Here is a 25,504-nt window from a genome sequence, read left to right as displayed (position 1 = left end):
CCGCGTGTCGAGGATGATCATGAACGAGGAGGACCGTTGATCCCAGCTGCCGAGGCCATCACCGAGACCGTGCGCGCCGCAGACGGTGCGACCACCGAGGTCCGGATGTACCGGCAAGCCGCGGATCCGTCCGCGCCGGTCGTGATCTGCATGCCCGCCATGGCAACTCCTGCCGCGAGCTACGTGCCGCTGGCGGAGTCGTTGTTTCAGGCCGGTTTTCAAGTGGTGCTCGGCGAATTGCGCGGGCAGGGCACGAGTTCCGTGCGGCTGCGGCGCGGCGTGCGCTACGGCTACCACGAGATCGTGACGCTGGACTACCCTGCCCTGTTCGAGGCGGTCACCGCGGCCTTCCCCGAGGCTCCGCGATATCTGCTCGGGCACAGCCTAGGCGGGCAGCTCGGCGCGCTCTACCTGGGGCAGCAGCCGCATCGAGCCGCGGGGGCGATCCTGATCGGCGCCCCTTCCTGCCACTACCGCGGCTGGCCGTTCCCACGGAACCTCGGAATCTTCGCCGCAGCCCACCTCGCCGTCGGTATCGGGTCGGTTGTCGGCTACTTCCCCGGCCGACGCCTGGGCATCCTCGGCAACGACTCGACCCGCCTCATGCGCGACTTCGCCGCCCAAATCCGTTCCGGCCGTTACCGTGTCCCCTCCTCGCCCCTCGACTTCGAATCCGACCTCTCCCGAATAACCCAGCCGATACTGGTAGTCACCATCGAAGGCGACACCATGGCAACCGCCCACGGCGTCCGCGCTCTGAGCGAAAAACTCACCCACGCAGCCATCACCCGCGTCGACCTGGGTTTCGGCGATGCGACACACCGCAATCCGCACTACGCATGGATTCGCGACAACACCGGATTGATCGACCGCGTCCGGACGTTCATCGCTTCGGGTGCGTGAACGGTACCCGCCAACTGATGGTGACGGCTCCGGTCGGACGGATGTCGATCTTCCTCGGCGGTCACGACGGGGGCGGAATACGTTGCGCCATAGTGGGATACGTAACGACCATGGCGTCGCGGTCGACGAGCAGATCCTGGGTGTAGGTGCCGGACGTGAAGCGGACGGAGGCGCCGTCGGGTGTGGTGGTCAGGTGGGTGTAGCTCTGCGGGGACAGGGTGACTTCGAGGCTGGGGACCTCGATGAACGCCATATGGAAGTCCGCGTGACCCGGGCGGCGATGCAGGTCGGTGCGCAGGATGGGCATGGTGTTGGTGAGCGGCGAGAAGGCCAGATCGCAGTCGCGGGCATCGCCGAGATCCGGGCGTACGACGCCGTCGACCGTCCATTGTGACCCGGTGCGGCGCAGGTCCAGTTCGCGGCGGGCGGATTCGGTGACCGCGGTGACGGTTATACGTGTGGTGGCGGCGCGGTCATCGGTGTCGAGGGTGTAGAACAGCCAGTAGGGCGCGGGGGATTGCGCGACGGCGTGGCCTTCGGCATGCAGGGCAAGGCCGTCCGCGGTGAGCCAGCACGACTCGAACCCTGCGGTTTCCGTTACCGCCCAGACGAATTGGCGCCGCTCGATCATCCGTTCACGGTAGCTCCTGCCACTGACACGCATCATCCCCTGCCGAGGGCGCGCCTGCGAACGCCGAGTGCGTGTGATCGAAATTGCACTGGCGGGAGTGGCGGGGGTGTGGTTATCCTAGGCGAGTCTTGTTCCCGTTGATCGGAGTCATGCCGTTGATCTTCTGAGGTAGCCACTCGGGCGGTCCGCATTCGCGCGCCGCGTCTTCCGGAGCAACCTCATGGAGTCGCCATGACCAATATTTCATTTTCCGATCTCACTTTCTCGTGGCCTGATGGCACACCCGTGTTCGACGGACTCGACGGCGTGCTCGGTCCTGGCCATATCGGCCTGGTCGGCAGCAACGGGGCGGGTAAATCGACGCTGCTGCGGCTGATCGCCGGCGAGCTCACCCCGGCCCGCGGATCGATCACCCGCACCGGCCACCTCGGCTATCTCCGGCAGGATCTCGGTCTCGCCGCGGGGCAGCGGGTGGATGCCGTGCTCGGTATCGCCGATATCCGGAAAGCGTTGCACCGCATCGAATCCGGTAGCGGCGACGAGTCCGACTTCGACCTCGTCGGCAGCCGCTGGGACGTCGAGGAACGGGCTATCGCGTTGCTCGGCCGGCTCGGCCTGCACTATGTCGCCGACTCGGCCGCACAGCTGGATCGTCGGCTGGAAACCCTCTCCGGCGGGGAGACGACGCTGCTCGGGCTGATTGCGGAACTGCTGGCCGAGCCACAGATCCTGTTGCTCGACGAGCCGACGAACAACCTGGATCAGGTTGCCCGCGCACGGCTCTACGACGTGGTCGCCCAGTTCTCCGGCACGGTGCTCACGGTCAGCCACGACCGTGAACTGCTGGAGCGGATGACCACCATCGCAGAGCTGCGGCAAGGTGAGATCCGTTTGTTCGGCGGCAATTTCAGCGCCTACGAGCGGGTCATCGAGGCCGAGCAGAAGGCGGCGCGGGCGGCGATCCGGGATGCGCGCAGCGACGTGCGCAAACAGGCGCGGGAACTCGTCGAAGCGCACATCAAGCTCGATCGCAGGCTGCGCTACGGGCAGAAGATGTGGGACCAGAAGCGGGAGCCGAAAATCATCATGGCGGAACGCAAACGGCAGGCGCAGGTGTCGGCGGGCAAACTGCGCAACAACCACATCGACAAGCTGGAGACGGCCAAGGATCAGCTGCAGCACGCTCAGGAACTGCTGCGGGACGACCGCGAGATCCGGGTGGATCTGCCTGGCACGCGGCTGTATCCGGGGCAGGACGTGATCGAGTTGGATCGGGTGCGGCTGGCCTGCGGGCCGACGGTCTCGCTACGGGTGAACGGCCCGGAGCGGATCGCCTTGACCGGACGCAACGGTGTGGGCAAAACCACTCTGCTGCAACAGATCGCGGCGGTCGGACCGAAGGTGCCGTGGCGGATGCTGCCGCAACGTCTCGATATCTTCGACGAGCAACGGACGGTGTTCGAGAACGTGGCGGCGGCCGCGCCGCACGCGCTGCCGGAACAGATCCGGACCAGGTTGGCCCGGTTCCTGTTCCGCGGTGCCGACGCCGACGTCGCGGCCGCGGCGTTGTCCGGTGGCGAGCGGTTGCGGGCGGCGCTGGCGATGCTGCTGCTCGCCGATCCCGCGCCGAAGCTGCTGCTGCTCGACGAGCCGACCAACAATCTCGACCTGCCCAGCCTGGAACATCTCACCCAGGCGCTGGCCGGATTCGAGGGTGCGCTGATCGTGGTCAGTCACGATCCGCGCTTCCTCGACGAGATCGGCGTGACGCGCAAGCTCGAGCTCACCGCCGACGGGCTGAGCGAAACGCTGGTCCGGTAGTAGAGCGCGCGGGCGCCTCTTCGAGGGGCGCCCGCGTGATCGAACGCCTCGTCCGCGGTTCAGGACGCGTGAACGCCGGTGAACGACAGCAGGATTCGCGCGGTTCGGGTCGGATCCTCGATCGGCGGGGAATGGCCGACCTCCGGCATGACCACCACCAGCGCACCGGGAACGACGCGGTACTCGGGTGCGCAGGAGGGCCGCCACCGCTGGTCCTGCTCGCCGAAAAGAACCAGGAGCGGCTTACCGAGGTGTGCGAGGCGTTCGGGAAGTCCGCGCTCGTTCAGGTATGCCGGGACGGCCTGCGAGGTCGCGGCGAAGACCTGTAAGTCCATGTCGCGCAACTGATCCAGCAAGATAGGCGGGATCCGGTACCCCGGCGCGAAGGCGGAGGCGGCCGCCGAGCGCAACTGCTCGTCGGTGAGATCAGGCCACCGGCGCGGGTCGATACCGCCTTCCTGCCCGATGTAGGCGGACATGTCGGGACCGGTGCCGATGAGCGCGACGGCGCGCACCAGGTCGGGGCGTTGCTCGGTCAGGGCGGTGGCGATGACGCCGCCGCTGGAATGTCCGATCACACAGGCGCGTTCGATACCGAGCCGGTCCAGCACGGCCGCCGCTCGGCGAGCCTGGTCGGGCACGGCGTAGCTCGCGTCGGCCGGGTGGGCCGAGCGACCGCAGCCGGGCAGGTCGATCCGGATGACGCGATGTGATCCGCTCAGCAGCGCAACGATCGGCTCCCACGACGCGGCCGACGCGGCGGTGCCGTGGATGAGCAGGAGCGCGGGGGCGTCGTGCGGGCCGTCCTGATACACGTGTAGCGCCCCGCCGTCCAGAGCCAGCGACTCGGCATACGTTTTGTCCTCGGAAACAGTCATGCCTGCACTGTTCCCGCCGGACGGTGCCGCTGGCTTGGACAAATGTTCCTGCGGATCGAAATCTGCGTCAGCTACCGGTTGCAAGCGCCGCAGTGAGCTGTGCGCCCGGCATCAGGCATACGATTACCAGCACGGGGAAGATCGCCAGCGGTGTCACGAAGACGACGTTGGCGGGGGCGGAGTAATAGAAGGCATCGATCGGGATCGCCGCCAGCAGTCCCGCGAACAATTGGCCGATGACCACCAACCACGCACCGGCCAGCAGCAGATAGCGTCCGAACATGTTGCCGCGCAGTAGATGAATCGCGCCGACGGTGAGTAGTCCGGCGATGAGCAGGAATGCGAATGCCAGCATCGTCAGCAGGCTGTCCGCGGTGATCGTCGAGCCGCCGACCGATAGATAGTCGTTGTCCTGCCACTTGCCTTCCTGTGATTGGATCCACGCGCCGAGAGCTTGCGCGGCCCAAAGGGCTGCGCCGGGCATCGCCAGCCATGCCGCGATCCGAAAGCGCATCTCCTGGAATCTCATCCAGCCCGCCCGTGCTCGCGCGACGACCGCACCCATCAGCTTCCCCGTCTATCGACTGTCCCGAGACCAAGGCTAGCGGCCTGCCGGCGAAGCATCCCTCCGTGGACGACACCAACCCCCGCCCAAAACTCAGCTCACCCGCTCAGCTCGGCAGAGCAGTTGCCGGTGGACCCTTTCGGAAAGTTGCCCCGAAGCAGAACCGGCTATCGGCGTCGCATTTCTCGGTGCGTGAGAAACCACTCCGCCGCGGCGTGTGCGGCCCTGAGCGGGGCGACGTTGTCGCGGCGCAGCCCCTCCGGCGGTGCGGTCTCGATGCCCGCGTCGGCAGCTCGAACCCCGTCGTCCCAGTTGAGGCACGCCGGACTCCAGCCGCCCTGGAGGGAGACTCCGTCGTAGTCGACGCGAAGGGTGTCTCGGATGTGGCCGGTGCTGTCCACGAAGTCCAGGGAAGCGGTCACCCACAGCGTGCCGTCCTCGTCCGCGTGGTACCAATCGTCGATCTCGGGCACCTGCGCTCTCCGGGCGTCGAAGAATCGCTGTTCGTCTGGTGTCGGATCTTGCTCGCGCACAGTGCCATTGTGCGTGTTGCTCGCTCTTGCCGATGGTCTGTGCGCGGGGTTCAGGTGGATTGGGTGAGGGCGCTGTACAACCAGTGGTGGGCCTGGCCGATGGTGATGCGGGATCCGAGGAGGTGGGCGGTCAGGGTCCAGTAGTGGTGGATTCGGGTGTCGGAGTCGGTGGCGTCGGTGAGTAATTGCTGCCGGAAGTTGGTCGAGTCTCGTTCGCCGCGGGCCTGGGCGTGGGCGGTGACGAATCGGTCGAGTTCATCGCCCGGCTGCGGGGGAGTTCCTGCCGAGACGCGATCGACGACTTCGACCATCAACTCGCCCATGTCGCGGTACAAGGCGTACGGGTCGCGGATCCGATCTGGCCGTTGTCGCCAATATTGTCGCCGCACAGCATTGCTCATGCCCGGAGCCGCCGTGAGGGCGACCAACTCGGCGTACGCGACCACCTCGTCGACGGACGGGGCGGCGGGTGGTTCCGGGACATTCCAGTAGATCCACGGATCGCTGGCGGATCGTGGGAGTGGCGCGAGAACCCGCTGCCAGAATCGGACCAGGGTTTCGTGGAGCGCCGCCCCGTCCTGGGCTGCGGCCAGCAACGCGAGCCGCTCGGTTCGCTGTGCGGCACTGGTCATTTCGACCGCTTGCAGGGACGCCCGCCGCCATGCCAGGGTGCGCAATTCGTCGTCCAGGCGCGCACTTTCGGCGGCGATCACCTCGGTCAGCGACCGCTGCTCGTGCAGCACACCGATGATCGAATCGAGCCCGAGCCCCAAGGCGCGCAATTGCCGCACCAGGAGCAATCGTTCGGTGGCGTCGTCGGCGTCGAACATCCGATGCCCGCCCGTGCTGCGCTGGGGTTCGAGAATGCCTTCGTCGCAGTAGAACCGGATGGTTCGCACCGAAAACCCGGTTCTGCGTGCCAATTCCCCGATGCTCACCAGCCCAGTGGTTGGTGTGTCCTCTGTCACAAGCTCTTGAACCTCCACCCCGCTGGAGCTCTTAGCGTAATCGCACTGCCGCTCGGTGCAATCGAGGCACCTGGCCTTCAGCCGACGCGGACAGCCGAACGAGAGTGAGCCATGACTGTTACACAGGAAGACATCGTCGCCGGCATCGCGGAGATCGTCGAGGAGGTGACCGGCATCGAGGCGGCGGAAGTGTCTATCGAGAAGTCTTTCATCGACGATCTGGAAATCGACTCGCTGTCGCTGGTGGAGATCGCCGTGCAGCTGGAGGACAAATACGAGGTGAAGATCCCCGACGAGGACTTGGCCGGGCTGCGCACCGTCGGCGATGCGGTGACCTACGTCCAGCGGATGGAATCCGAACAGCCTCGACTCGCCGCCGAGATCACGACGAAATTGCAGGAAGGGCAGGATAAGTGAGCCACCAGCAGGGTTCCGGCACCCGGCTATTGCTGAGGTAGACGTGATTCGAGTTCCGCCACCAGCTTTTTCGGGGCGACCCTGCGGTAGGCGTCTCGGATGATCTCCGTGAATTCGCCCCAGTCGGGGTCGATGTCGAGGCGGACGCCGATCCAGCCGCTGTGCCCGACGTATGGCGGCACGAAGAATCGGGTGGGCTCGGCGTCCACCAGCTCGCCCTGCACGCCCTCGGGCGCTGGGCACCAGATCGTCGGGCCCGGCTCGTTGTACCCGCTGGGGATGTACTTGACGAACGACTTCTTGGTGCGCACGAAAAAGGTGGGGCAGCCGTGGCTCAGCCGTTCGCTGCACTCCGGTAGGTCCTGGCAGATCGCTCGGATCCGTGGCAACGGGTCCATAGCCGGAGTCTACGGCGTCGCGGCTGCCCGCATCGCCCGACGCAGCACCCCGGGATGTTTGAACAGCCCGGGCGCGAGCCGAACGGCGACGGCGGTGAGAGTGAGCCAGGGGCGCAGGTGCGGACTGAGGCCCCGAATGCGGCCGTCGTCGGCGAGGTCGAGCACCAAGGCCTCGGTGAGCCGGAACCGGCCGACGGACGCTTCCGCGAGCAGCACCCGTCGCTTCCCGTCGCCGATCTCATCGGTCCAGCGCAACCCGGAAAGTCCACCGTAAGCCGCGGTGAGCAGCACGCGCAGGTCCGCTTTGCCGCGAAAGACCATGCGTCCGGACAGCGGCGAGGTCAACGCCGCGTCCTCGGTGAGCAGGTCCATCAGGGTGTCGAAATCGGCGGTGGTGGTCGCCGTGCGGAACGCGGCCACGACGTCGGTCGCGGCTGCCGGATCTTGCACTGTGTCCATGCCGCCAACCTAGCCCGAGTCGCTTGCAAAAAGCAATGGACTAGACTGGCGCGGTGCCCAAAGCTGATCTCTCCGACATGGTGTGCTCCATCGCGCGCACCCTCGACGTGATCGGCGAGCGGTGGACACCGCTGGTGTTGCGGGATCTGTTCGTCGGGTTGTCCCGCTTCGAGGACATCCGCCGCGACCTCGGCATCGCCTCCAATGTGCTCGCCGCCCGCCTGGCCACGCTGCAAGCGCACGGCATCGTGGCAGCCGTTGAGTATCAGTCGAATCCGGTCCGGCACGAGTACCTGCTCACACCCAAGGGGCGGGAGCTGTACCCGGCGCTGACCATGCTCGTCGCATGGGGCGATACCTGGCTGGCCGGGCCGGAAGGTCCGCCCGCGCTGGTCGTGCACGAGGACTGCGGCAAGGTGACCGCAGGCGTGGTGGTGTGCCGGGAATGCGGCGCGGAATTGACCGCGGACAACGTCCGATTCGCGCACGGCCCCGGCGCGCACCGCGGGCCGGGGACGATGCTGATCGGCGATCACATGTCGCCGTAACGTCCTCAGTTCACCGAGATCGCTTCCGCCCCAGTGGCTTCGAGTAATTCGCGGTACGTCGTGCAGAATACGGTGTGCGGGTGACCCGCCGCGGCCCAGATCTCGTCGTGGGCCGCCAAGCTCTCGTCGATCAACGTCCGGATCGGGGCGGGATGGCCCAGGGGCGCGACACCGCCGATGGCCTGGCCGGTGTGGGCGCGGACGAATTCGGCGGTGGCGCGGCTGAGTTTCGCGAGACCGAGGTGGGCAGCCACCTTGCCGGTGTCGACCCGGTGCGCACCGCTGGTGAGGACCAGCAGCGGCGCGCCCGCCGCGTCGAAGATCAGGCTGTTCGCGATGGCCGCGACCGAGCAGCCGAGCTGTTGGGCGGCGGCGACCGCGGTCGGGGCGGTCTCCGGCAGGACCCGGATCTGCGGGGTGATCCCGGCGGCGCGCAGCGCGGCCTCGACGGCGAGCACGGTCGGTTTCGCGGCGATCTCGTCCATGCCGGGATACTAACCGCGGTCGTCGTGGTCGGCCGCTGATTTTCGCGCCACCGCCAGGTCAGCCGGCGTCGAACTCCAGCCGGTCCAGGTGTGCGGGCAGCAGGGCGCGGAGGATCGCGCCGGGGTCGCCGAGCTGAGCGGCGGTGCGCACGCCGGAGCGTCCCCCGGAAGTGATGTGCGACAACGCTTCCACCGCGATCGGTGCGGTGACCGCGTAGATGTCGCGCCCGGCGACGACCGCGTGGCGTCGCAGCGAACCGGATCGGACCACGACCTCGACCAGGAACTGCTGAGCGGATCGGCCGGATTCGTCGGCGGGCTGCGGCGGTGTGAGATCGCCGGAGGCGAGGTCGCGCAGGGGAGCAGCGGTCATATAGGTGTGCAGGGCGGCGGTTTTCAGGTGATATGGAATGGTGACGCTGTCGGCGGTGGTGAAATCGCCGACGACGGTCTGCTTCCCGAACGGCGCGGGAAAGGTCCGCTCCGACACCGGGGCCGCGTCGTCGCGAAGTCCGAATGCGCCGTCGCGGTAGACGAGTCGCTGTCCGTTGCGGCGCCCGCGCGAGGCGGCACCGGCCTGCCTCGTGCCTTTCGTGGGCACCCAGCTGTCGAGGGCGAAGGCGAGTTCGATCTCGTCGGCTGCGGGCAGATCGGCCATGGCGGCGCTGGCGAGAAGGTCGCCGAGCCCGCCGTAGAAGGCGATCGCGGGCGCGACCACGATACCCGCCGCGGTGGCGCGATCCTGGTAAGTCGCAACGGTTTCGGCGACCACCTCCACCTCGGCGGCGACGTCGACGTAGTGCACGCCCGCGCGCAGGGCGGCCTCGACCACTGCCGGGACCGTATCGCCGAACGGTCCGGCCGCGTTGATCACGGCCACACTGCCCGCGAGGGCGCGATCGAGCGCCGCCGGGTCATCGATGGTCGCGGGCCGAACCTCGAGCCCGGGATATACGCCGGCGAGTCCGCGCAGCCGAACTTCGTCGCGACCGGACAGGATCGGCGTCCAGCCGTGCCGCACCAGTTCGGCGACGATGAAGCGGCCGGTGTGGCCGTAGGCGCCGAAAACGGCCACGGACGAAGGCATGTCGGATCTCCTCGAAGTGCGATGGTGTCGAGTCGAGCCAACTCGTGCCGGGTGCCGCGGATTCCCGCCCGGCGGAATTCCGCGAGCGCCCGGCCGCCGTTCAGCCCGCGGCGACCACCTCGATCTCGACAAGCCACTCGCTGACCAGCGTCTGCACCACGATGGCGGTGGTCGGCACCGCGCGGCCGTTCAGCGCGGCGACCCGGGCCGCGGCGTTCGCGTCGGCGTAGGCCGGGTCGCGCAGGTAGCTGGTGAGCCGGACGATGTTGTCGACGGTCATGCCCGCCGAAGCGAGGATGGCGCGCAGGTTCGACCAGATCAGGTCGAGTTGTTCGGCGAGGGTCGCGCCGGGTTTCCCGTCGGGGTCCAAGCCCATCGTGCCCGAGATGAACAGCAGGCGTTCGGCGCCTCGCACCTCCATCGCGTGCACATAGTCGTCGGTCGCGGCGTAGACGCCTTCGGTCGGATTACGCGGTTCGAGCTCCACCCCGTCGATCTTGCCAGGCAATGGGATTCACGGGAAACTCTTGACCACGATAGTTTTGGTCGCCTAAACTAAAACTAGTTCACGAGAGGAAGTGATCACATGGGATACGGGAATTGGGACGACACCGCCTACCGGGCGGCCAAGACCTTCCGTGCCAGCCGGGGGCTCGACGACTTCGGATACACCGCCGAGATGCAGGGCGTGCCCTACGACAGCTGGCAGGCGCATCCGACGCTCGACCCGCTCGGGGTCACGGTGCGGGAATGCCGCGACTCCGCCGACCACGACAACTCGCTGCCCATCGCGGTGCTGTTCGACGTCACCGGCTCGATGGGCCGGGTGCCGCGGATCATGCAGCAGAAGCTCGGCACGCTGCACGGCCTGCTGCAGCGCAAGGGCTACGCGGACGATCCGCAGATCCTGTTCGGCGCCATCGGCGATGCCGACACCGACCGAGTGCCGTTGCAGGTCGGGCAGTTCGAGTCGGACAACCGGATGGACGAGCAACTGCGCGCCATCCTGCTCGAAGGCGGTGGCGGTGGGCAGAAGTCCGAAAGTTACGAGCTGGCGGCCTATTTCATGGCCACCCACATCGTGACCGACGCTTGGGAGAAGCGGGGCAAGAAGGGCTATCTGTTCCTGATCGGCGACGAGCTGAACAAGCCGAAGCTGGCGTCGCGGCACATCCGCAGCGTGATCGGCGACAGTGTGCGCCGCGACATCTCGGTGGAATCCATCTACCGCGAACTCGCCGAGCGCTGGCACGTCTACTACATCCTGCCGAATCAGTCGAACTACTACGACGATCCGGAAATCGCCGAGCACTGGCGCGGACTGCTCGGCCAGCACTTCATGAAGCTGGACGAGCCCGCCGCGGTCTGCGAACTCATCGCGCTGACCATCGGAGTGGCGGAGAACCGCGTCGACGTGGATGGGGGGCTGGCGGATCTGCGGGACGTCGGGTCGGCGGCCGAGGCCGCGTCGGTCGGTAAGGCGTTGGCGGCCACCGGTCCGCGGATGCGGGCATTGCCCAGCGGACGCCGCTGAATCCGGCTGGCCCGGTGTGGAATAGACAGGAGCCGAGCATGTTTCGATCGCACATCGTCGTTGTCGACCTGGGATTCGGGGACGCGGGAAAGGGCGCGACGGTCGACTGGCTGTGCTCGGCCGAGGCGGGGCTCGAGGTGGCGGCCGTGGTGCGATTCAACGGGGGAGCGCAGGCGGCGCACAACGTGATCGCCCAGGGGCGCCACCACACCTTCGCCCAGTTCGGGTCCGGCACGTTCTCCGGTGTGCCGACATTGCTGTCCCGGCACATGCTGGTCGAGCCGATCGCGCTGGCCGGCGAGGCCGAACAGCTCGCCGTGCTCGGCGTGCGAGATCCGTTGTCGCTGTTACGCATCGACGGACGAGCTCGGCTCACCACGCCGATCCATATCGCCGCGAACCGTGCGCGCGAGGACGCGAGGGGTTCCTCGCGGCACGGTTCCTGCGGGCGGGGTATCGGCGAGACGGCGGCGTACGCACTCGAGCACGCGGCGCCGACCGTAGCGGATTGCCTGCGCCCCGAGGTGCTTCGGGAGAAGCTCGCGAGTCTCGCCGCGCACTACGGTGCGTTGATCGCGAACAGCGAACACGGGTACGAGCCGATCGATGATCTGGTCGAGATGTATCGGGAGTTCGCCGCGGCCGTCCGCATCGTCGGCGGCGAACAGCTGGAAGGGTTCGCGCGCCGCGGCCGGCTCGTCTTCGAAGGGGCGCAGGGGGTGCTGCTCGACGAATGGCGCGGCTTTCACCCGCACACCACCTGGTCCACCGTCGAACCCCGCAACGCCCGTGCACTGCTCGCCGAGATCGGCGCGAGCTGTGACGTCCTCGGAGTCACCCGCACCTACCTGACCAGACACGGTGCGGGCCCGTTTCCCACCGAGGACAGCGCACTCGACCTGCCGGAACGGCACAACACCACCGGCCGCTACCAGGGCGAGTTCCGCCGCGGACACCTGGACCCCATTCTGCTGCGCTACGCCATCGCGGTGTCCGGCGGGATCGATGCGCTGGCCGTAACCCACCTGGATGCCCCGGGAACCCGTTATGCGGCAACGGAATACCGCACCGAGCGCGGCGTTCTCGCCGAACTGCCGCCCGGCGACTGGCAAGACCTCGCCCACCAGCAACGGTTGACCGACCTCCTCGCCCACGCCGACCCAGTGCTCACCGAGCTCCCCACCGACGTGGTGCCCTGGCTGGAACAGCAGCTGGGCACCCCCGTAGCCCTCACCTCCGACGGCCCCACCCGCGCCCACCGCACCCCAGCCCTCGCCACTGCGGCACGATAGGCGTGGCAGCGTACTTCCGGGTCGACAGCCCCGGGGTCGAACACAACCGCAGGGTCACGCTGAGGCGAGTCCACCGGGGCCGGTCTGCGCCCACGGCCGGTACCAGGCGCGCACCTGGCGCGGGCCCCGTCCGTGCGCCGACTCGTCCGGCGGAAATCGGTGACGTCGACATGATGTGCCGCGTCGGGCGGAGTGGCTGGGGTGGGGCAGGATTGGGCGGCGTGGAGCAGTCTGTGGTTTCGGTGGATGTGGTGACGTTGCGGTTCTGGGGTGACGACGCCGAGGTGCGCTTGGGGGTGGCGTCGCGGGCGCTGGATCCGTTCGCCGGTGAGCTGGCGTTGCCGGGTGTGCTGCTCGGGCGGGGGGAGCGGTTGGTGGAGGCCGCGCGCCGGGCCGTGCACACGAAGCTCGGGGTACCGCAGGCGGCGATCGGTGCGGTCGGTCAGCTGGTGACCTTCGATGAACCGAATCGTGACCCCCGCGGGCCGACGCTCTCGATCGCCATGTGGGCGGTGGTCGGACCGCACGAGGGGCCCGCGCACTGGGTCGAATTCGACGGAGTGCCCGAGCTGGCCTTCGACCACAACCGGATCGTCGAGGCTGCCCGCGGGCTCCTTTCCGGTCTGCTGTGGAAGGACCTGCCCTTCACCCGCGCCCTGATCGGCGACGAGTTCCCGGCCACCCGCGCCGTCGCAGCCACCACCGCCCTGGCCGGCGCTCGCCCCGACCCCGCCAATCTCAACCGCACCCTCGCCGCCCTCCCCGGCCTGGCCCGCACCACCGAACGCCGCCGCGTCAAACCCACCGGCCGCCCCGCCGCCATCTGGGCCTTCGACCCCGAGCCGTCCGCGGAGTAGGCCGCTTTCGCCCCCAGGCCGAGTTGCCGGGTGGCGCTGGGCAGCCTGCACCACTTCTGGGCTGCTGGTGCGGGGCGGATTCAGAATGAATCAGTGGCGAGGTGCGGGGTGAGGGTGTAGACGGCGTAGGGGCGGCCGAGGACCGGGTAGGAGACGTTGCGGACCGGGATACCGCCTGGTGTGCAACCGATTTCGGTGCCGGCGTGGGCGTGGCCGTGGACGGCGAGGGTGGCTCTGCCTGCGTCGACGGCCCGGCCGAGGTCGGCGCAGCCGAGGCCGGGGTAGATCTTGGGCGGCTCGCCTGCCAGGGTGTCGAGGGTCGGCGCGAAATGCATGAGGGCGATGCGGATTTCGGTGTCCAAGGTGTCGAGGGCCTGCTGTAACCGCAGCGCGTCCAGCGGGCTGCGGCGCATCCGTTCGCGGTGCTCCACGGTGCCGGTGTCCGGGTTGCCGGGGTGGTCGGGGAAGCCGCCGCTGCCGCCCATGACGCCCGCGATGCCGAGCCGAAAACCGTTCAGCTCGAGGGTGATCGCGGTCCCGTCGAGCATATGCACGCCGGCGGCGGTGAGCTGGGCGGCGATGCGATAGCCGAGCCGCCGGTCGTGATCGTGGTTGCCGAGCACCGCGACGACCGGCACGGGCAGGTCGCCGATTTCGGCGCAGAGCAGGTCGGTCTCGGCGAGCGTGCCGCCGTCGGTGAGATCGCCCGCGAGCAGCAGGACGTCCGCCTGCTCGGCCAGACGGCGGAACGCGGGACGAAAACGTCCGGCAACGGCGGGGCGCAGATGGGTGTCCGCGACGGCCGCGACCCGGACACCGGGCCGCGCGGAATCGGCTGACATGGCGTCAGCCAGCCACACCGGTGCCGCAGTGTCAACCGAAATCCGGCGTTCACCCACCCGCTACCCACCTGTGAGCTTGTCGAATAGCTTTCGGCTATGGATAGTTCAACCCCTGTTCAGCGAGGGAACGGGCATTGCCGCGAGCGATGAAGCATCGGTGAACACTGCTCGCGGAGGCTATCCGCGCGGCCGGTGCGCCCCGCATGGTTCGGGGTATGCGCCTCGTTGCCAAGGCCCTCGCCGTCGCCGCCGCGACCGTGCTGCCGCTGACCGTGGTCGCCGGTGTGGCGCAGGCGGACACCCGCGTGGACAAGGTTGTCGTGATCGGGCTGGACGGCCTGATGTTCGACAAAGTGAAGCAGGTACAGGCCCCGAATCTGTTGCGGCTCAGCGCAGAAGGGCTGCTCAGCCGTTCCTCGATCGCCCCGCACATCACCATCTCCGGTCCGTCCTGGGCGTCGGTGCTGACCGGCGTGTGGGACCGCAAGCACGGTATCGAGGACAACAATTTCACCGCCGCGCCGTTCGCGGCCTACCCGACGGTGTTCACCCAGCTCGAGCGGGCCGATCCGGCGCTCAAGACCCAGTCCATCGCCACCTGGGATCAGATCGCGACCATGACGGGCAGCGGTGATCCGCGCGCCGACGTGGTCGTTTCCACCCCGCCCGTGCCGGACGACCCCGACGAGGCGAAGACCGACGCGGCCACCACCACCGCCGTGGTCGCCGCCGTCACCAAGTTCGCGCCCGACTTCCTTTTCACGCACCTGGACCAGGTCGATCACGCCGGTCATCAGGACGGCGGCGCGTCCGACGACTACCTCGACGCCGTCCGGCGCATCGATGCGCAGGTGGGCCGGATCGCCGCCGCGGTGGACGCGCGGGCACAGGCCAATCCGGGCGAGCGCTGGACCATCCTGGTCACCGCCGATCACGGACACACCCCGAAGGGCGGCCACGGCGGCCGATCCGCGGACGAGACAACGAATTTCGTCATCGCCCGGGGCCCGGACTTCGCCGCGGGCAGCACCTCCGCACGGTTCACCCTGGTCGACATCACCCCGACCGTGGTCGATCTGCTGGGTGTCGCGGCGAGTCCGGACTTCGACGGCCGGTCGATGATCACCCGCACGCCCCACGACGTGGCCACTATCCGTTAGCGATCAGTCCGGCGACAAACGCCTCCGCGCGACGCCTGATATGTCACGCTTTCCCGTACGCCTCGGAGTACTCGGCGAACCTCGTGCCATCCGGCCCGAGACCCCCATACCGCACCCCCGTCGTCGCGCGCCGGACAGCACTGCGCCGTCGGGACTAAAGTTGGTGGTCTGGGCGGTTGCCACGGTCGGATAGGGTGGTCCGATCGAGGCACGCGGCGCGAACGACAGGCCCGGAGGCGGCAGCCTGCGTAACCACGGAGGGTCCGTGCGCGCCGCCAGTGGGCACTGAGAGGTGGTGGCATGACTCAGCACTTGGGCGAGGCGAATGTCGAGCAATCGGCAGGAGCCCCGCAGTCGAACGGTGCCGCCACCGGGGGAGAACCGCCTAAACCCGGTACCCCTGCCCGACCGGCCGGCGCGACCGCGGCGGTGCCGACCTCGGCCTCGCGCCGGGTGCGCGCCAGGCTCGCCCGCCGGATGACCGGTCAGCGCGGTATCGCCGCGGTGAAGCCGGTGCTGGAACCGCTGGCCAGCGTGCACCGTGAGCTGTATCCGAAGGCGAACCTGACGCTGTTGCAGCGCGCCTTCGACGTGGCCGACGAGCGGCACAAGCATCAGTTCCGCAAGTCCGGCGATCCGTACATCACGCATCCGCTCGCGGTGGCCAACATCCTGGCCGAGCTCGGCATGGACACGACCACGCTGGTGGCCGCGCTGCTGCACGACACCGTCGAGGACACCGGCTACTCGCTCGAGCAGCTGACCCTGGACTTCGGTCCCGAGGTGGCGCACCTGGTGGACGGCGTCACCAAGCTGGACAAGGTCAATCTCGGCGCGGCCGCCGAGGCCGAAACGATCCGCAAGATGATCATCGCGATGGCGCGCGATCCGCGCGTGCTGGTGATCAAGGTCGCCGACCGGCTGCACAACATGCGCACCATGCGCTTCCTGCCGCCGGAGAAGCAGGCGAAAAAGGCGAAGGAAACGCTCGAAGTCATTGCGCCGCTTGCCCATCGCCTCGGTATGGCGACGGTCAAGTGGGAGCTGGAGGACCTCGCGTTCGCCATCCTGCATCCGAAGAAGTACGACGAGATCGTGCGCCTGGTCGCCGACCGGGCGCCCTCACGCGACACCTACCTGGCCAAGGTGCGCGCCGAGATCGTCAATACCCTTGCGGCCTCCCGGATCAACGCGATCGTCGAGGGTCGCCCGAAGCACTACTGGTCGATCTACCAGAAGATGATCGTCAAGGGTAAGGACTTCGACGACATCCACGACCTGGTCGGCATCCGCATCCTCTGCGACGAGGTGCGTGACTGCTACGCCGCGGTCGGCGTGGTGCACTCGCTGTGGCAGCCGATGGCGGGCCGGTTCAAGGACTACATCGCCCAGCCGCGCTACGGCGTCTACCAGTCGCTGCACACCACCGTGGTCGGCCCGGACGGCAAGCCGCTGGAGGTGCAGATCCGCACCCAGGACATGCACCGCACCGCGGAGTTCGGCATCGCCGCGCACTGGCGGTACAAGGAGACCCGCGGCAAGCACTCCAACGACAGCACCGAAGTCGACGACATGGCGTGGATGCGTCAGCTGCTCGACTGGCAGCGCGAGGCGGCCGACCCGGCCGAGTTCCTGGAGTCGCTGCGTTTCGATCTGAAGTCGCCGGAGATCTTCGTGTTCACCCCGAAGGGCGACGTGATCACGCTGCCGCAGAAGTCGACTCCGGTCGATTTCGCGTACGCGGTGCACACCGAGGTCGGGCACAAGTGCATCGGCGCCCGGGTGAACGGCAGGCTGGTCGCGCTGGAGCGGCAGCTGGAGAACGGTGAGGTCGTCGAGGTGTTCACCTCGAAGGCGCAGAACGCCGGGCCGAGCCGGGACTGGCAGAACTTCGTGGTCTCCCCGCGCGCCAAGGCCAAGATCCGGCAGTGGTTCGCCAAGGAGCGCCGCGAGGAGGCCCTGGAGAACGGCAAGGAGCAGATCTCCAAGGAGGTCCGCCGGGTCGGTCTGCCGCTGCAGCGGTTGATGAGCGTCGACGCGATGACCGCGGTCGCGCACGAACTGCACTACACCGATATCTCCACGCTGTACACCGCGGTCGGTGAGCACCAGGTCTCCGCGCATCACGTGGTGCAGCGCCTGATGGCGCAGCTGGGCGGCATCGGTGACGTGGAGAACGAGCTGGCCGAGCGGTCCACCCCGTCGACCACCCCGGCGCGGCAGCGGACCACCGGCGACGCGGGTGTGCTGATTCCCGGGGCGCCGGGCACGGTGGCCAAGCTGGCCAAGTGCTGTACGCCGGTGCCGGGCGACGAGATCATGGGCTTCGTGACGCGCGGCGGCGCGGTCAGCGTGCACCGCACCGACTGCACCAACGCCGGATCGCTGCAGGATCAGGCCGAACGCATCATCGAGGTGGCCTGGGCGCCGTCGCCGTCCTCGGTGTTCCTGGTGGCCATCCAGATCGAGGCGCTCGACCGTACCCGGTTGCTCTCCGACGTGACGAAGGTGCTCGCCGACGAGAAGGTGAACATCCTGTCCGCGTCGGTGGCCACGCACGGCGACCGGGTGGCGATCAGCAAGTTCACCTTCGAGATGGGCGATCCGAAGCACCTGGGCCATCTGCTGAACGTGGTCCGCAATGTGGAAGGCGTCTACGACGTCTACCGCGTTACCTCCGCCGCCTGATATCCGGGTTGCTGGTCAGCTCCCCTTGACGTGTCATTGGCTTTGGCATTGGCAACATTTGGGCAATCCATTTGCCGACGCGGTGGTTTCTGTCCGAATGCCGGCGTCGTCGCGCGGCCGGAAGTTGGCGTCGCGGTGGGCTTTTCGCGTCGCGGGTGGATCGCCGACCGGTTGCTCTCGTTTTCGGACCATCGGAAAGTTGCCGGAGGGTTATTGACGGCACGCCGGAATGTGTCAGAGTGCTTTCGGCAGTTCATGCAAACTTTTCGGCGATGCCACAGCAATAGCCGGAATCTGTTACGGTCTATTGCGTTTCATGGCGTTGATGATAGCTGCGGCAACACGGATTGATTGCGGATCGCTATGACTAACTATTCGGCAGGTGTCACGGGGGTGCTGACAGCACTCGCCGTGACTGTGGCTACCGCGGGAATCGCCGTAGCCGATCCGCCGAAACCCGCGGGCCCGTCGACGAACATCGCGCTCAGCGCTTGTCCGGCACTGTACGCCTTGGGAATTCAAGGTACCGGCGAATCGTCGCCGGATGCCGCGCCGTCCACCGACACCGGAATGCTGTCCACCGTCTTCCGGCCGATGCTGGCCAAGGCGGCGGACGCCGGTCTGGTGGACCGTGCCTATGTGCCCTACGAATCCAGTTTCGGCGGCGCAACCGCCGGCGCCGCGGTGCCGTACTCGGAATCGGTCACCGGCGGCCTGGTCCGGCTGCGGACGATGGCCAAGAACGTCGCCGACCGGTGTGCCGACACCCGGTTCGCGGTGGTCGGCTACTCGCAGGGCGCGCACGTCGCTTCGGTCTTCGCCCAGGAGGTCGGACAGGGGAACGGGGTGCTGCCCGCCGACAAGGTCGCCGCGGTGGCCCTGTTCGGCGACCCGACCCGCAACGCGGGCGCCCCGCTGTTCCCCGGTTCGCCGGGCAAGGCGACGCCCGATCCCGCCCCGGGCACGGCGGGTGATCGGCTGGCCGAACTCACCGCGCTGCCGCTGACGCCGGCCACCGGCGGCGGCATCGGCCCGGACCGGGACCGGGCGGCCAATTTCGGGGCGCTCACCGGCCGCGTGGCGAGTTTCTGCGCCGCGGGCGACCTGGCGTGCGACGCACCGCAGGGCGCGCCGATTCTGAAGGCCGTCACCAACGTCGTCGGGCAGTCCAAGCTCAGCGGTGGCGACCCGATCACCTCGCTGGTCTCCATCGCCCAGGCACTGGCGTACACCTCGATCAAGACCGCGACCAAAGTGGTCAACGAGGACGTGCAGGGCAATTCGCTCGCCACGCTGTCGCTCTCGCCCAAGAAGTCGATCTCCGAGCGGCTCGCCGACGCCGCCGACCCGCGGACCCCGCTGGACCTGCCCGCGGCGCTGCAGGCGCTGCTGAAGGTCGGCATGATCGGGTTGAACGCGGTCGTCACGGTGGTGAAGTCGGTGCTCAACCCCGCCGCCATCAGCGAACTGGCCACCGCCGGACTGTCCGATCCGCCGGCCGCCCTGCTTTCGCTCGGTACCAAACTCGCGGGCGCGCTGACTCAGCTCGTGCCGCCGACCACGGGTGTTCGATTGGTGAACCAGGCCTTCGACGCGGTTGTACAGAACATCACCGACAACAGCGAATTACTCAATGCCACCACCTGGGTGCGATATTGGGACACCGTGCAGCGCCATCACGCGTACAACACCGCGACGGTCGCCGCGAACGGTGACACACCCACGACATTCGTGGCCGATTGGTTTGCCGCGATCGCCCGCGATATCGCCGGTGCATTCGGCGCGAACGGCAGTCCACGCGGTGGCGCAGATAAGCCACCGACGGGATTCTTCGGCGAGCAATCCGGCGCGTCGACTACGCCGAATTCGTCCGGTACGGGACAATTTCCGTTCGGGACAGGAGCCGATGGCGCCTCATCCGGCGGCGCGACGTCGATTCCGCCCACCGATCGACCCGGCACCGCCAACACCTACCCGTTCTCCACGAACTGATCGCCGAGAGGGTCCGACGATGCTGCATCATGCGTCTCGCTCAGCGGGAATGGGGGAATGTTGAAGTCGTACAAAGATCTGTCGCGGTGGTACGGCGCACTGGAGCCGGAGACCGCCCCGGTGCACCGGGACGAGACGGACGCGGTACAGCTCGACGACGACGGCCCGGCCCGGTACCCGCACTACATCCGCGACGAGCCCGCGCCCGAGGTGCCCGCCGAACTCGCCGCCCAGCGCAGCGAATTCACCGGCGGCTGGTCGGATTGGGTGGGGCGCGCGCCCGGCCCGGACGACGACTACACCCCGCGCGACGCCGACCTGGTGCGCTTCCCGTGGCCCGACGAGGACGACTACGACCACTTCGACCAGCCGCGCCGGCGCCCGTCCGGTGCGCTGCGCGCGCAGGCGCGGGCGCGCGGGTCGCGCCGGACCCGGGTGTTCGTGGTGCTGATCATCGCCGTGCTGCTGCTCGGCGCGGCGGCCGCGGGCGTGCTGTTCCTGCTGAATTCGGCGAACCACCGGGCCGCGCCCAGGACGCCGACGCCGGCCGCCTCGGTGCAGTTCACCGCGGGCAGCGTGCAGGCGGGCGTGAGCACCGACAGCTTGCTCAGCCGGTCGCAGGCGGGTGTGTCCACCCACCGCCCGAACGGCGCCTGCCCCACCGAACACGCGGCGACCATCGTGCGCGGTGCCGAAAAGGGCAGCACCGCAACGGGTCCCGACGCCATCATGGCGTTCCAGTACGCCTACTACGTCGAGCGGTCCGGCGAACGGGCCAGGCAGGCGGTCGCCGACGACGCGACTGTGTCACCCGCCGCGACCATCCAACGCGGCATCGATACGATCCCCGCCGGAACCACCCACTGCGTGCGGATCGTGACCATCGCGGACAACCGGTACTCGGTGGAGGTCACCGAGTACCGCCCCGGCGGCGTGCCCGCCACGTACAACAAGCAGACGGTCACCACCGCGGTGATCGACGGCCGCACCCTGATCACGGGCATCGCGGCCGGGTAGAGGAGAGCAGGAAGCGATGGGAGAGGACTGGAGCCGCTGGCTCGACGAGGCACCCGAAGCGGGTGAATCGTCGGGCAAGCCTGGGCGCTCCAAGGCTCCGGTGGTGCGATTGCGGCGCGGCAAGGGCGGTGGTTCCGGCGCGGAACAACCGTTACAACGTCCGATCCTGGTGGTCGGCGGCTGCGGTGGCGCGGGCACCACCACCACGGCGCTCGGCATCGCCGGCGAGCTCGGCATGGCGGGTACCCCCACGGTCGCGGTGGACGCGACGCAGGCCGGCAGCGACCTCGCGCTGCGCGGCGCGGACGAGCACCTGCACCCGATCAGCCTGCAGTCCTGGCTATACGGCCGCGGCGACGACGAACCCGCGCCGCTGAAGGAATGCCTGTCCCGGGCGACCTCGGGCATCGGCCTGCTGTGGCGGGACTCGGCGCCGCTGCGCCGGCGTGCGACCTACCTCACGGTGGCGCGCGCGGTGTACGACTCCGGGCACACCGCGGTGTACGACGGCGGCAGTCCGATTGCCGGACGGCAGCTACGGCCTCTGCTCGATGACGCGGATGTCGCTCTGGTACTTGCCATTCCGGCGCGCGCCGACGCCGCGAACCGGTTGCGGGTCACCCTGGAATGGCTGGACGACCAGTTCGGGGACTCCTCGGAGGGGCAGGGCGGCGGCATCGTCGGCGACACCACCATCGTCATCTCGCACCAGCATCCCGGCACCGAATCGCGCGTTGCCGAGCATTTGCGTGAGCATCTGTCCGGGTGGGTGCGCGATATCCGCGAGATTCCCTATGACCCGCACCTGGCCAGAGGCGAGCTGGTCCGCCACGCCTCGTTGGCCATCGAGACGCGCCGGGCTTATGGGCGCCTGCTCGCCGGGGTGGCATCATGACCGCCGCCATGAGTTTTCGACGTCAACAACCCGAATCCGCGCCCGTCGGTGTCGTCGCCCCGCCGGAGTCGCGGCGCGCCCCCATCTGGGACCGTCCGGTGCCCGGAATCGGCCGCGCACCGCTGGTCTGGCTGCTCGGCGTACACGGCGGTGCGGGCGCCAGTAGCCTCGCGCATGTGCTTGCGCCCGCGGCGGATTCGAGCAGACGCTGGCCCGGTGTCTTCGATCGCGAGTCCCCCTTCGTCGTGCTGGTGGCCAGGGAGACCATCTCGGGCCTCACCCGCGCGCACGATCTACTGCGCCAACATCATTCGGGTTTCGCGGGTTCCTGCGAGGTGCTCGGGCTGATCACCGTCGCGGCCCGGCCCGGCCGGCTGCCCGCCGAGATCCGCCGCTATCGCGACGTGGTCGGTTCGCTGGCCGGCCAGTTGTGGCAGGTCCCGTGGTACGAGGAGTGGACGCTGGTAGAACCGGAGAAGTTGCCGGTGTGGACGCCGGGCGACCCGATGCCACCGAAGAAGCGCAAGATCGATCCGCTGGAGGAGGTACCGCTCGATGTCCGAGAGCTCGGCGCCGACATCGTCGCGGCGGCACGCACGGCACTGGAGGAGGCGGAACTCGACGATCCGGCGCACCGGGGCGGCCGCAAGCCGCCTGATCAGTGACCTCACGCATGGAATCGGCGACGACCCAACTACTTTCGAGAAAGGCACCCGATGAGCACGATTCTCCTCGCCGTGCAGGAGACGTACGGCACCGTCCTTGCGCAGGTCGGTAATCCGACCCCGGAGGCGCCTCCGGGCTCGGAGAAGATCCTGCAGCTGGTGCGCTACCTGACCTGGTTCGTGCTGCTCTCCGGCATCTGCGGAATCACCTACGCGGGTGGCAAATTCGCGTGGGAGAAGTGGACCGGTGGCGGGCTGGAGTCGCCGAAGATGGTGGCGGGGGCCATGATCGGCGGCGTCGTCGCGACCAGCGCGGGCACCATCATGAACGCCGTCATCGGAACCTGATGTCCGCGATGGGAACCGTGCGCGCGTCGGCAGTCGAGCTGCTGGCCTACAAGCAGATGCCGTCGGAGGTACTGCAACCGCTGATGCAGCTGCTGAACTGGCTGCTCTGGTTCGTCCTGCTGGTGTGCCTGGCCTGGATGATCGTCTCGGCGGGCCGGCTGTGGATCGCGTTTCGCAGCGATCTGGCGATGAACGACGCCTCGCACGGGGTGCTGATGAGTCTGCTCGGAGCGACGGTGGCCAGCACAGCGTCGGGGATCGCCTTGGCGTTCCTGCCGACGTGAGCGAGCGCAGGGGGACCACGGCGGGGGCCTTCGGCGCCGCGCTGCTGCTCGCCACGGTGGGCTGCGGCGGCGGTGACGAGCAGACCGGACCCGACCTGTCCGCGCCGCCGACCGGCGTGCGCTGGCAGCCGTTCCAGGGTGTGGCGTTGCCGCATACCGATCAGGGGCCCAAGTCGGTCGCCGACGGCGCCGCAACGGGTTTCGAGCATTCGCCGCGCGGCGCGGGCGTCGCCGCGATCACGCACGCGGTGCGGCTCGCGGTGGCTGCCGACAGCCAGTGGGCGAAAGTCGCGGCGCGCGAACTCGTTCCGGGTCCGGCCAAGGACGAGTGGGCGATCAACCGGTTCCAACTCTCGATCACCGGCCCGGCCGCGCCCGAGTACGCGCCGAGAGTGCTCGGCTACAAGATCACCGGTTACACCGACGAACGCAGCACCGTCGATGTGCACACCGAATACTCCGACAACTCCAAGGCGGTGAACCACACCACCGTCGAATGGTTCGGCCAGGACTGGCGCTTACGCCTGCCCGATCCGGGCACCATGGCCAGACCGATCGATCCGATCGACGTATTACCCACCGACACCGTGAAATTGGAGGCACCGCAGTCATGAGTGAGAAGGAGTCGTACGCGCGCGATCGCGTCTCCTTCGGTGCCGTGGCGTCCGCCGCCGTGCTGGCGCTCATCGTGATCGTGGGCATCATCGTGTACGTCAGCCGCGACGACGGCGGCGCGGCGGCCACCGGTCCCGTAGCCGCGGAATCGGCAGGCGGCTCCGGCTTCGGCAACCCCGAGGTCGATATCCTCGGCCGGCGCGTCGATGTGCCGAACAACGCTGCGGGGCAGATACTTCCGCAGGATCCGACCCGCCAGCGCAAGCCGGACGACGGTGACTGGCTGACCGCGGCGCCCGAGGGCACCACCGCCCCGCACGGCTGGCAGCGGGTCTACGGCGCGTCGGTGCCGTTCTCCACCTCCGACGGGCCGACCCGCATCGAAGACAATCTGGCCGTGGGCTATTCGCACACGCCGCAGGGTGCGGTGCTGGCCGCGGCGCAGATCACCTACCGGCTCAACGCGAGACCGGCCTTCCGTGACCTGTACGTGCGGCAGGTGCGGGTCTCGGCGGCCCAGATCGCGGCCTACGACCGGGCGCTCGCGGCGGACAAGCTGCCCGAGCAGCAGCCGGAGAAGGTGACCAAGTACTTCGTCGCCTCCGATGCGTTCAAGGTCGACGACTACGCCGACGATCTGGCCATCGTCCGGCTCGCCACGCGCGGGCCGGTGGTGGACGGCAAACAACTGTGGGCGGCGGTCCGCCTGGTCATGGTCTGGGACGCCGGCGACTGGCGGCTCAAGCCCTCGACGTCCAACACCCCGCAGACCGAGTACGTCGAATCGCTCGGCGGGTGGACGAAATGGTGAGCACGGTGAGAAAGGCGCGGGAAACACTTGACGGCCGACCAGCGCAGCAGCGAGGGGTGCACACAATGGTGAGGCGAATACTCACGATTTTCGCGGTCATCTTCACGGTGATGGTCGCGACGCCGACGGTCGCGTACGGGCAGACCTACGGCTTCGACGAGACGTGCAACGAAATCCACGACACGCTCGACAATGTCGGTCTGCCGGGCATCTCGCTCGGCGACGCCGCCTCGGCCGCGTGCAAGGCGGGCAACGCCGCCTCGCATCCAGGCCAGGCCGCCACCGCCGTGAAGGACAAGGCCTGGGATTCGACCTTCGGCAAGGTGGTCGACTCGCTGATGAACGGCCTCGGTGAGGCCATCATCCTGGCGTTGACCTTCTGGATGAAGGTGCCCAACGAGGCGGCCAGCGACTCCGGCTCGCTGTTCACCAAGATCAACGATTACACCTATCAAGCTCAGATATTGCTCTTGATAGCCTCGGTGATCCTGTCCGGCGCCCGGCTCGCCGAGGCCAGACGCGGGGCCACGATGAACGAGGCGGCCGAGTCGTTCCGGATGTTCGCGCGGGTGGTGTTCAGTTCCTGGATGCTGGGCGCGGTGATCGTCGCGGGCACCCAGGCCTCGGATCGCTTCTCCGAGTGGATCATCAACGACTCGACCAACGGCAACGCCAAGGACCTGGCCGAGCTGATGGTGAAAACCAGTAAGTTGCAGGCGTTTTCGCCGGGCTTGGTGTTGATCATCGCGATCGTCGGCCTGCTCGGCGCGCTCGCGCAGATCGTGCTGGCCATCGTGCGCCAGGGTCTGCT

At 68.2% G+C, this 25,504-nt stretch carries 28 protein-coding genes and 1 pseudogene; 18 read left to right on the top strand and 11 right to left on the bottom strand.

Annotated elements, in window-relative coordinates; all coding sequences use genetic code 11:
* The first annotated feature begins 36 nt into the window (after positions 1-36).
* The gene (locus NBRGI_RS20410) at positions 37-903 is read left to right on the top strand and encodes an alpha/beta hydrolase family protein (protein WP_051727904.1); all 867 of its coding nucleotides are present in this window, start codon (positions 37-39) and stop codon (positions 901-903) included.
* 61 nt (positions 904-964) lie between these two features.
* On the opposite strand, the gene NBRGI_RS20405 is transcribed toward NBRGI_RS20410, so the two are convergent.
* Positions 965-1,534 carry a putative glycolipid-binding domain-containing protein gene (locus NBRGI_RS20405; RefSeq protein WP_029898678.1) on the bottom strand — a complete coding sequence of 190 codons (570 nt, stop codon included), beginning with the start codon at positions 1,532-1,534 and terminating at the stop codon, positions 965-967.
* A gap of 231 nt (positions 1,535-1,765) precedes the next feature.
* Here NBRGI_RS20405 and NBRGI_RS20400 point away from each other — a divergent pair, with 231 nt between their 5' ends.
* Entirely contained in the window at positions 1,766-3,355 is a 1,590-nt protein-coding gene (locus NBRGI_RS20400) for an ABC-F family ATP-binding cassette domain-containing protein (RefSeq protein WP_029898676.1), read from the top strand.
* A 59-nt stretch (positions 3,356-3,414) separates the two neighbouring features.
* On the opposite strand, the gene NBRGI_RS20395 is transcribed toward NBRGI_RS20400, so the two are convergent.
* The 4 genes from NBRGI_RS20395 to NBRGI_RS20380 form a co-directional block, all read right to left on the bottom strand.
* Positions 3,415-4,233 (bottom strand): alpha/beta fold hydrolase, encoded by an 819-nt coding sequence (locus tag NBRGI_RS20395; RefSeq protein ID WP_029898674.1) that lies wholly within the window; start codon positions 4,231-4,233, stop codon positions 3,415-3,417.
* A gap of 67 nt (positions 4,234-4,300) precedes the next feature.
* Positions 4,301-4,747 carry a hypothetical protein gene (locus NBRGI_RS20390; protein WP_029898672.1) on the bottom strand — a complete coding sequence of 149 codons (447 nt, stop codon included), beginning with the start codon at positions 4,745-4,747 and terminating at the stop codon, positions 4,301-4,303.
* A 218-nt stretch (positions 4,748-4,965) separates the two neighbouring features.
* Positions 4,966-5,331 (bottom strand): hypothetical protein, encoded by a 366-nt coding sequence (locus NBRGI_RS20385; protein ID WP_029898670.1) that lies wholly within the window; start codon positions 5,329-5,331, stop codon positions 4,966-4,968.
* 50 nt (positions 5,332-5,381) lie between these two features.
* Positions 5,382-6,254 (bottom strand): MerR family transcriptional regulator, encoded by an 873-nt coding sequence (locus tag NBRGI_RS20380; RefSeq protein WP_051727908.1) that lies wholly within the window; start codon positions 6,252-6,254, stop codon positions 5,382-5,384.
* Positions 6,255-6,410: 156 nt separating this feature from the next.
* Between NBRGI_RS20380 and acpM the strand changes: the two genes are divergently transcribed.
* On the top strand, positions 6,411-6,716 hold the full coding sequence (gene acpM / locus NBRGI_RS20375) for a meromycolate extension acyl carrier protein AcpM (protein ID WP_029898665.1): 306 nt from the start codon (positions 6,411-6,413) through the stop codon (positions 6,714-6,716).
* Between the two features lie 26 nt (positions 6,717-6,742).
* Here the strand turns inward: acpM and NBRGI_RS20370 are convergent, their stop codons facing one another.
* Positions 6,743-7,114: an MmcQ/YjbR family DNA-binding protein gene (locus NBRGI_RS20370; RefSeq protein WP_029898663.1), complete on the bottom strand. Its 372-nt coding sequence runs from the start codon at positions 7,112-7,114 to the stop codon at positions 6,743-6,745.
* A gap of 9 nt (positions 7,115-7,123) precedes the next feature.
* The gene (locus tag NBRGI_RS20365) at positions 7,124-7,573 is read right to left on the bottom strand and encodes a nuclear transport factor 2 family protein (protein ID WP_029898660.1); all 450 of its coding nucleotides are present in this window, start codon (positions 7,571-7,573) and stop codon (positions 7,124-7,126) included.
* 53 nt (positions 7,574-7,626) lie between these two features.
* Between NBRGI_RS20365 and NBRGI_RS20360 the strand changes: the two genes are divergently transcribed.
* Positions 7,627-8,121, top strand: a complete 495-nt coding sequence (locus NBRGI_RS20360) for a winged helix-turn-helix transcriptional regulator (RefSeq protein ID WP_235211028.1) — start codon at positions 7,627-7,629, stop codon at positions 8,119-8,121.
* Between the two features lie 5 nt (positions 8,122-8,126).
* Here the strand turns inward: NBRGI_RS20360 and NBRGI_RS20355 are convergent, their stop codons facing one another.
* The 3 genes from NBRGI_RS20355 to NBRGI_RS20345 all read right to left on the bottom strand — a co-directional run bounded on the left by NBRGI_RS20355 (position 8,127) and on the right by NBRGI_RS20345 (position 10,180).
* Positions 8,127-8,606 carry a YbaK/EbsC family protein gene (locus tag NBRGI_RS20355; protein WP_029898656.1) on the bottom strand — a complete coding sequence of 160 codons (480 nt, stop codon included), beginning with the start codon at positions 8,604-8,606 and terminating at the stop codon, positions 8,127-8,129.
* Positions 8,607-8,664: 58 nt separating this feature from the next.
* Positions 8,665-9,693 (bottom strand): saccharopine dehydrogenase family protein, encoded by a 1,029-nt coding sequence (locus NBRGI_RS20350; protein ID WP_029898654.1) that lies wholly within the window; start codon positions 9,691-9,693, stop codon positions 8,665-8,667.
* A gap of 100 nt (positions 9,694-9,793) precedes the next feature.
* On the bottom strand, positions 9,794-10,180 hold the full coding sequence (locus NBRGI_RS20345; RefSeq protein ID WP_029898652.1) for a RidA family protein: 387 nt from the start codon (positions 10,178-10,180) through the stop codon (positions 9,794-9,796).
* 99 nt (positions 10,181-10,279) lie between these two features.
* On the opposite strand from NBRGI_RS20345, the gene NBRGI_RS20340 reads away from it, so the two are divergent.
* The 3 genes from NBRGI_RS20340 to NBRGI_RS20330 all read left to right on the top strand — a co-directional run bounded on the left by NBRGI_RS20340 (position 10,280) and on the right by NBRGI_RS20330 (position 13,376).
* Positions 10,280-11,227 (top strand): hypothetical protein, encoded by a 948-nt coding sequence (locus NBRGI_RS20340; RefSeq protein WP_029898649.1) that lies wholly within the window; start codon positions 10,280-10,282, stop codon positions 11,225-11,227.
* Between the two features lie 38 nt (positions 11,228-11,265).
* A complete protein-coding gene (locus NBRGI_RS20335) occupies positions 11,266-12,519 on the top strand; it encodes an adenylosuccinate synthetase (RefSeq protein ID WP_029898648.1) in 1,254 nt (417 codons plus the stop codon).
* 221 nt (positions 12,520-12,740) lie between these two features.
* Complete coding sequence (locus NBRGI_RS20330) at positions 12,741-13,376, top strand: NUDIX hydrolase (RefSeq protein ID WP_029898647.1); 636 nt, start codon at positions 12,741-12,743, stop codon at positions 13,374-13,376.
* Positions 13,377-13,456: 80 nt separating this feature from the next.
* Here the strand turns inward: NBRGI_RS20330 and NBRGI_RS20325 are convergent, their stop codons facing one another.
* Positions 13,457-14,218 (bottom strand): metallophosphoesterase family protein, encoded by a 762-nt coding sequence (locus NBRGI_RS20325; protein ID WP_029898646.1) that lies wholly within the window; start codon positions 14,216-14,218, stop codon positions 13,457-13,459.
* A 215-nt stretch (positions 14,219-14,433) separates the two neighbouring features.
* Here NBRGI_RS20325 and NBRGI_RS20320 point away from each other — a divergent pair, with 215 nt between their 5' ends.
* From NBRGI_RS20320 to NBRGI_RS20270, 11 genes and pseudogenes are all read left to right on the top strand, one after another.
* Positions 14,434-15,378, top strand: coding sequence for an alkaline phosphatase family protein (locus NBRGI_RS20320; RefSeq protein ID WP_029898645.1), 945 nt, complete (start codon positions 14,434-14,436; stop codon positions 15,376-15,378).
* 300 nt (positions 15,379-15,678) lie between these two features.
* Positions 15,679-18,066, top strand: coding sequence for a RelA/SpoT family protein (locus tag NBRGI_RS20315; RefSeq protein ID WP_029898644.1), 2,388 nt, complete (start codon positions 15,679-15,681; stop codon positions 18,064-18,066).
* Between the two features lie 363 nt (positions 18,067-18,429).
* Positions 18,430-20,058: a cutinase family protein gene (locus NBRGI_RS20310; RefSeq protein ID WP_029898643.1), complete on the top strand. Its 1,629-nt coding sequence runs from the start codon at positions 18,430-18,432 to the stop codon at positions 20,056-20,058.
* 57 nt (positions 20,059-20,115) lie between these two features.
* The gene (locus NBRGI_RS20305) at positions 20,116-21,075 is read left to right on the top strand and encodes a hypothetical protein (protein WP_029898639.1); all 960 of its coding nucleotides are present in this window, start codon (positions 20,116-20,118) and stop codon (positions 21,073-21,075) included.
* Between the two features lie 16 nt (positions 21,076-21,091).
* Positions 21,092-21,970: a MinD/ParA family ATP-binding protein gene (locus NBRGI_RS20300; RefSeq protein ID WP_029898637.1), complete on the top strand. Its 879-nt coding sequence runs from the start codon at positions 21,092-21,094 to the stop codon at positions 21,968-21,970.
* Positions 21,967-22,635 carry a DUF6668 family protein gene (locus NBRGI_RS20295; RefSeq protein ID WP_036560027.1) on the top strand — a complete coding sequence of 223 codons (669 nt, stop codon included), beginning with the start codon at positions 21,967-21,969 and terminating at the stop codon, positions 22,633-22,635. The genes NBRGI_RS20300 and NBRGI_RS20295 overlap by 4 nt, the downstream gene beginning before the upstream one ends.
* 51 nt (positions 22,636-22,686) lie before the next feature.
* Positions 22,687-22,983, top strand: a complete 297-nt coding sequence (locus tag NBRGI_RS20290; RefSeq protein ID WP_014986528.1) for a hypothetical protein — start codon at positions 22,687-22,689, stop codon at positions 22,981-22,983.
* Positions 22,983-23,267 carry a hypothetical protein gene (locus NBRGI_RS20285; RefSeq protein ID WP_014986527.1) on the top strand — a complete coding sequence of 95 codons (285 nt, stop codon included), beginning with the start codon at positions 22,983-22,985 and terminating at the stop codon, positions 23,265-23,267. The genes NBRGI_RS20290 and NBRGI_RS20285 overlap by 1 nt, the downstream gene beginning before the upstream one ends.
* Positions 23,264-23,881, top strand: coding sequence for a hypothetical protein (locus NBRGI_RS20280; RefSeq protein ID WP_029898631.1), 618 nt, complete (start codon positions 23,264-23,266; stop codon positions 23,879-23,881). Before NBRGI_RS20285 ends, NBRGI_RS20280 begins: the two co-directional genes overlap by 4 nt.
* On the top strand, positions 23,878-24,693 hold the full coding sequence (locus NBRGI_RS20275; protein WP_029898629.1) for a hypothetical protein: 816 nt from the start codon (positions 23,878-23,880) through the stop codon (positions 24,691-24,693). The genes NBRGI_RS20280 and NBRGI_RS20275 overlap by 4 nt, the downstream gene beginning before the upstream one ends.
* A gap of 65 nt (positions 24,694-24,758) precedes the next feature.
* A pseudogene (locus tag NBRGI_RS20270) lies at positions 24,759-25,504 on the top strand (hypothetical protein); the annotation flags it as partial.

Source organism: Nocardia brasiliensis IFM 10847 (genome assembly GCF_000710915.1).
GTDB classification, from domain to species: Bacteria; Actinomycetota; Actinomycetes; order Mycobacteriales; family Mycobacteriaceae; genus Nocardia; species Nocardia brasiliensis_A.
Note: the sequence above shows the minus strand (reverse complement) of the source record. Positions and strands in the feature narration are given on the sequence as shown.

Bases quoted from the DNA above. Each gene is read 5' to 3' on its own strand.
- NBRGI_RS20405 (WP_029898678.1), bottom strand. From the start codon at position 1,534: ATGATCGAGCGGCGCCAATTCGTCTGGGCGGTAACGGAAACCGCAGGG.
- NBRGI_RS20400 (WP_029898676.1), top strand. From the start codon at position 1,766: ATGACCAATATTTCATTTTCCGATCTCACTTTCTCGTGGCCTGATGGC.
- NBRGI_RS20395 (WP_029898674.1), bottom strand. From the start codon at position 4,233: ATGACTGTTTCCGAGGACAAAACGTATGCCGAGTCGCTGGCTCTGGAC.
- NBRGI_RS20390 (WP_029898672.1), bottom strand. From the start codon at position 4,747: ATGCGCTTTCGGATCGCGGCATGGCTGGCGATGCCCGGCGCAGCCCTT.
- acpM (WP_029898665.1), top strand. From the start codon at position 6,411: ATGACTGTTACACAGGAAGACATCGTCGCCGGCATCGCGGAGATCGTC.
- NBRGI_RS20370 (WP_029898663.1), bottom strand. From the start codon at position 7,114: ATGGACCCGTTGCCACGGATCCGAGCGATCTGCCAGGACCTACCGGAG.
- NBRGI_RS20365 (WP_029898660.1), bottom strand. From the start codon at position 7,573: ATGGACACAGTGCAAGATCCGGCAGCCGCGACCGACGTCGTGGCCGCG.
- NBRGI_RS20355 (WP_029898656.1), bottom strand. From the start codon at position 8,606: ATGGACGAGATCGCCGCGAAACCGACCGTGCTCGCCGTCGAGGCCGCG.
- NBRGI_RS20350 (WP_029898654.1), bottom strand. From the start codon at position 9,693: ATGCCTTCGTCCGTGGCCGTTTTCGGCGCCTACGGCCACACCGGCCGC.
- NBRGI_RS20340 (WP_029898649.1), top strand. From the start codon at position 10,280: ATGGGATACGGGAATTGGGACGACACCGCCTACCGGGCGGCCAAGACC.
- NBRGI_RS20335 (WP_029898648.1), top strand. From the start codon at position 11,266: ATGTTTCGATCGCACATCGTCGTTGTCGACCTGGGATTCGGGGACGCG.
- NBRGI_RS20325 (WP_029898646.1), bottom strand. From the start codon at position 14,218: ATGTCAGCCGATTCCGCGCGGCCCGGTGTCCGGGTCGCGGCCGTCGCG.
- NBRGI_RS20320 (WP_029898645.1), top strand. From the start codon at position 14,434: ATGCGCCTCGTTGCCAAGGCCCTCGCCGTCGCCGCCGCGACCGTGCTG.
- NBRGI_RS20315 (WP_029898644.1), top strand. From the start codon at position 15,679: ATGACTCAGCACTTGGGCGAGGCGAATGTCGAGCAATCGGCAGGAGCC.
- NBRGI_RS20310 (WP_029898643.1), top strand. From the start codon at position 18,430: ATGACTAACTATTCGGCAGGTGTCACGGGGGTGCTGACAGCACTCGCC.
- NBRGI_RS20305 (WP_029898639.1), top strand. From the start codon at position 20,116: ATGTTGAAGTCGTACAAAGATCTGTCGCGGTGGTACGGCGCACTGGAG.
- NBRGI_RS20300 (WP_029898637.1), top strand. From the start codon at position 21,092: ATGGGAGAGGACTGGAGCCGCTGGCTCGACGAGGCACCCGAAGCGGGT.
- NBRGI_RS20295 (WP_036560027.1), top strand. From the start codon at position 21,967: ATGACCGCCGCCATGAGTTTTCGACGTCAACAACCCGAATCCGCGCCC.
- NBRGI_RS20290 (WP_014986528.1), top strand. From the start codon at position 22,687: ATGAGCACGATTCTCCTCGCCGTGCAGGAGACGTACGGCACCGTCCTT.
- NBRGI_RS20285 (WP_014986527.1), top strand. From the start codon at position 22,983: ATGTCCGCGATGGGAACCGTGCGCGCGTCGGCAGTCGAGCTGCTGGCC.
- NBRGI_RS20275 (WP_029898629.1), top strand. From the start codon at position 23,878: ATGAGTGAGAAGGAGTCGTACGCGCGCGATCGCGTCTCCTTCGGTGCC.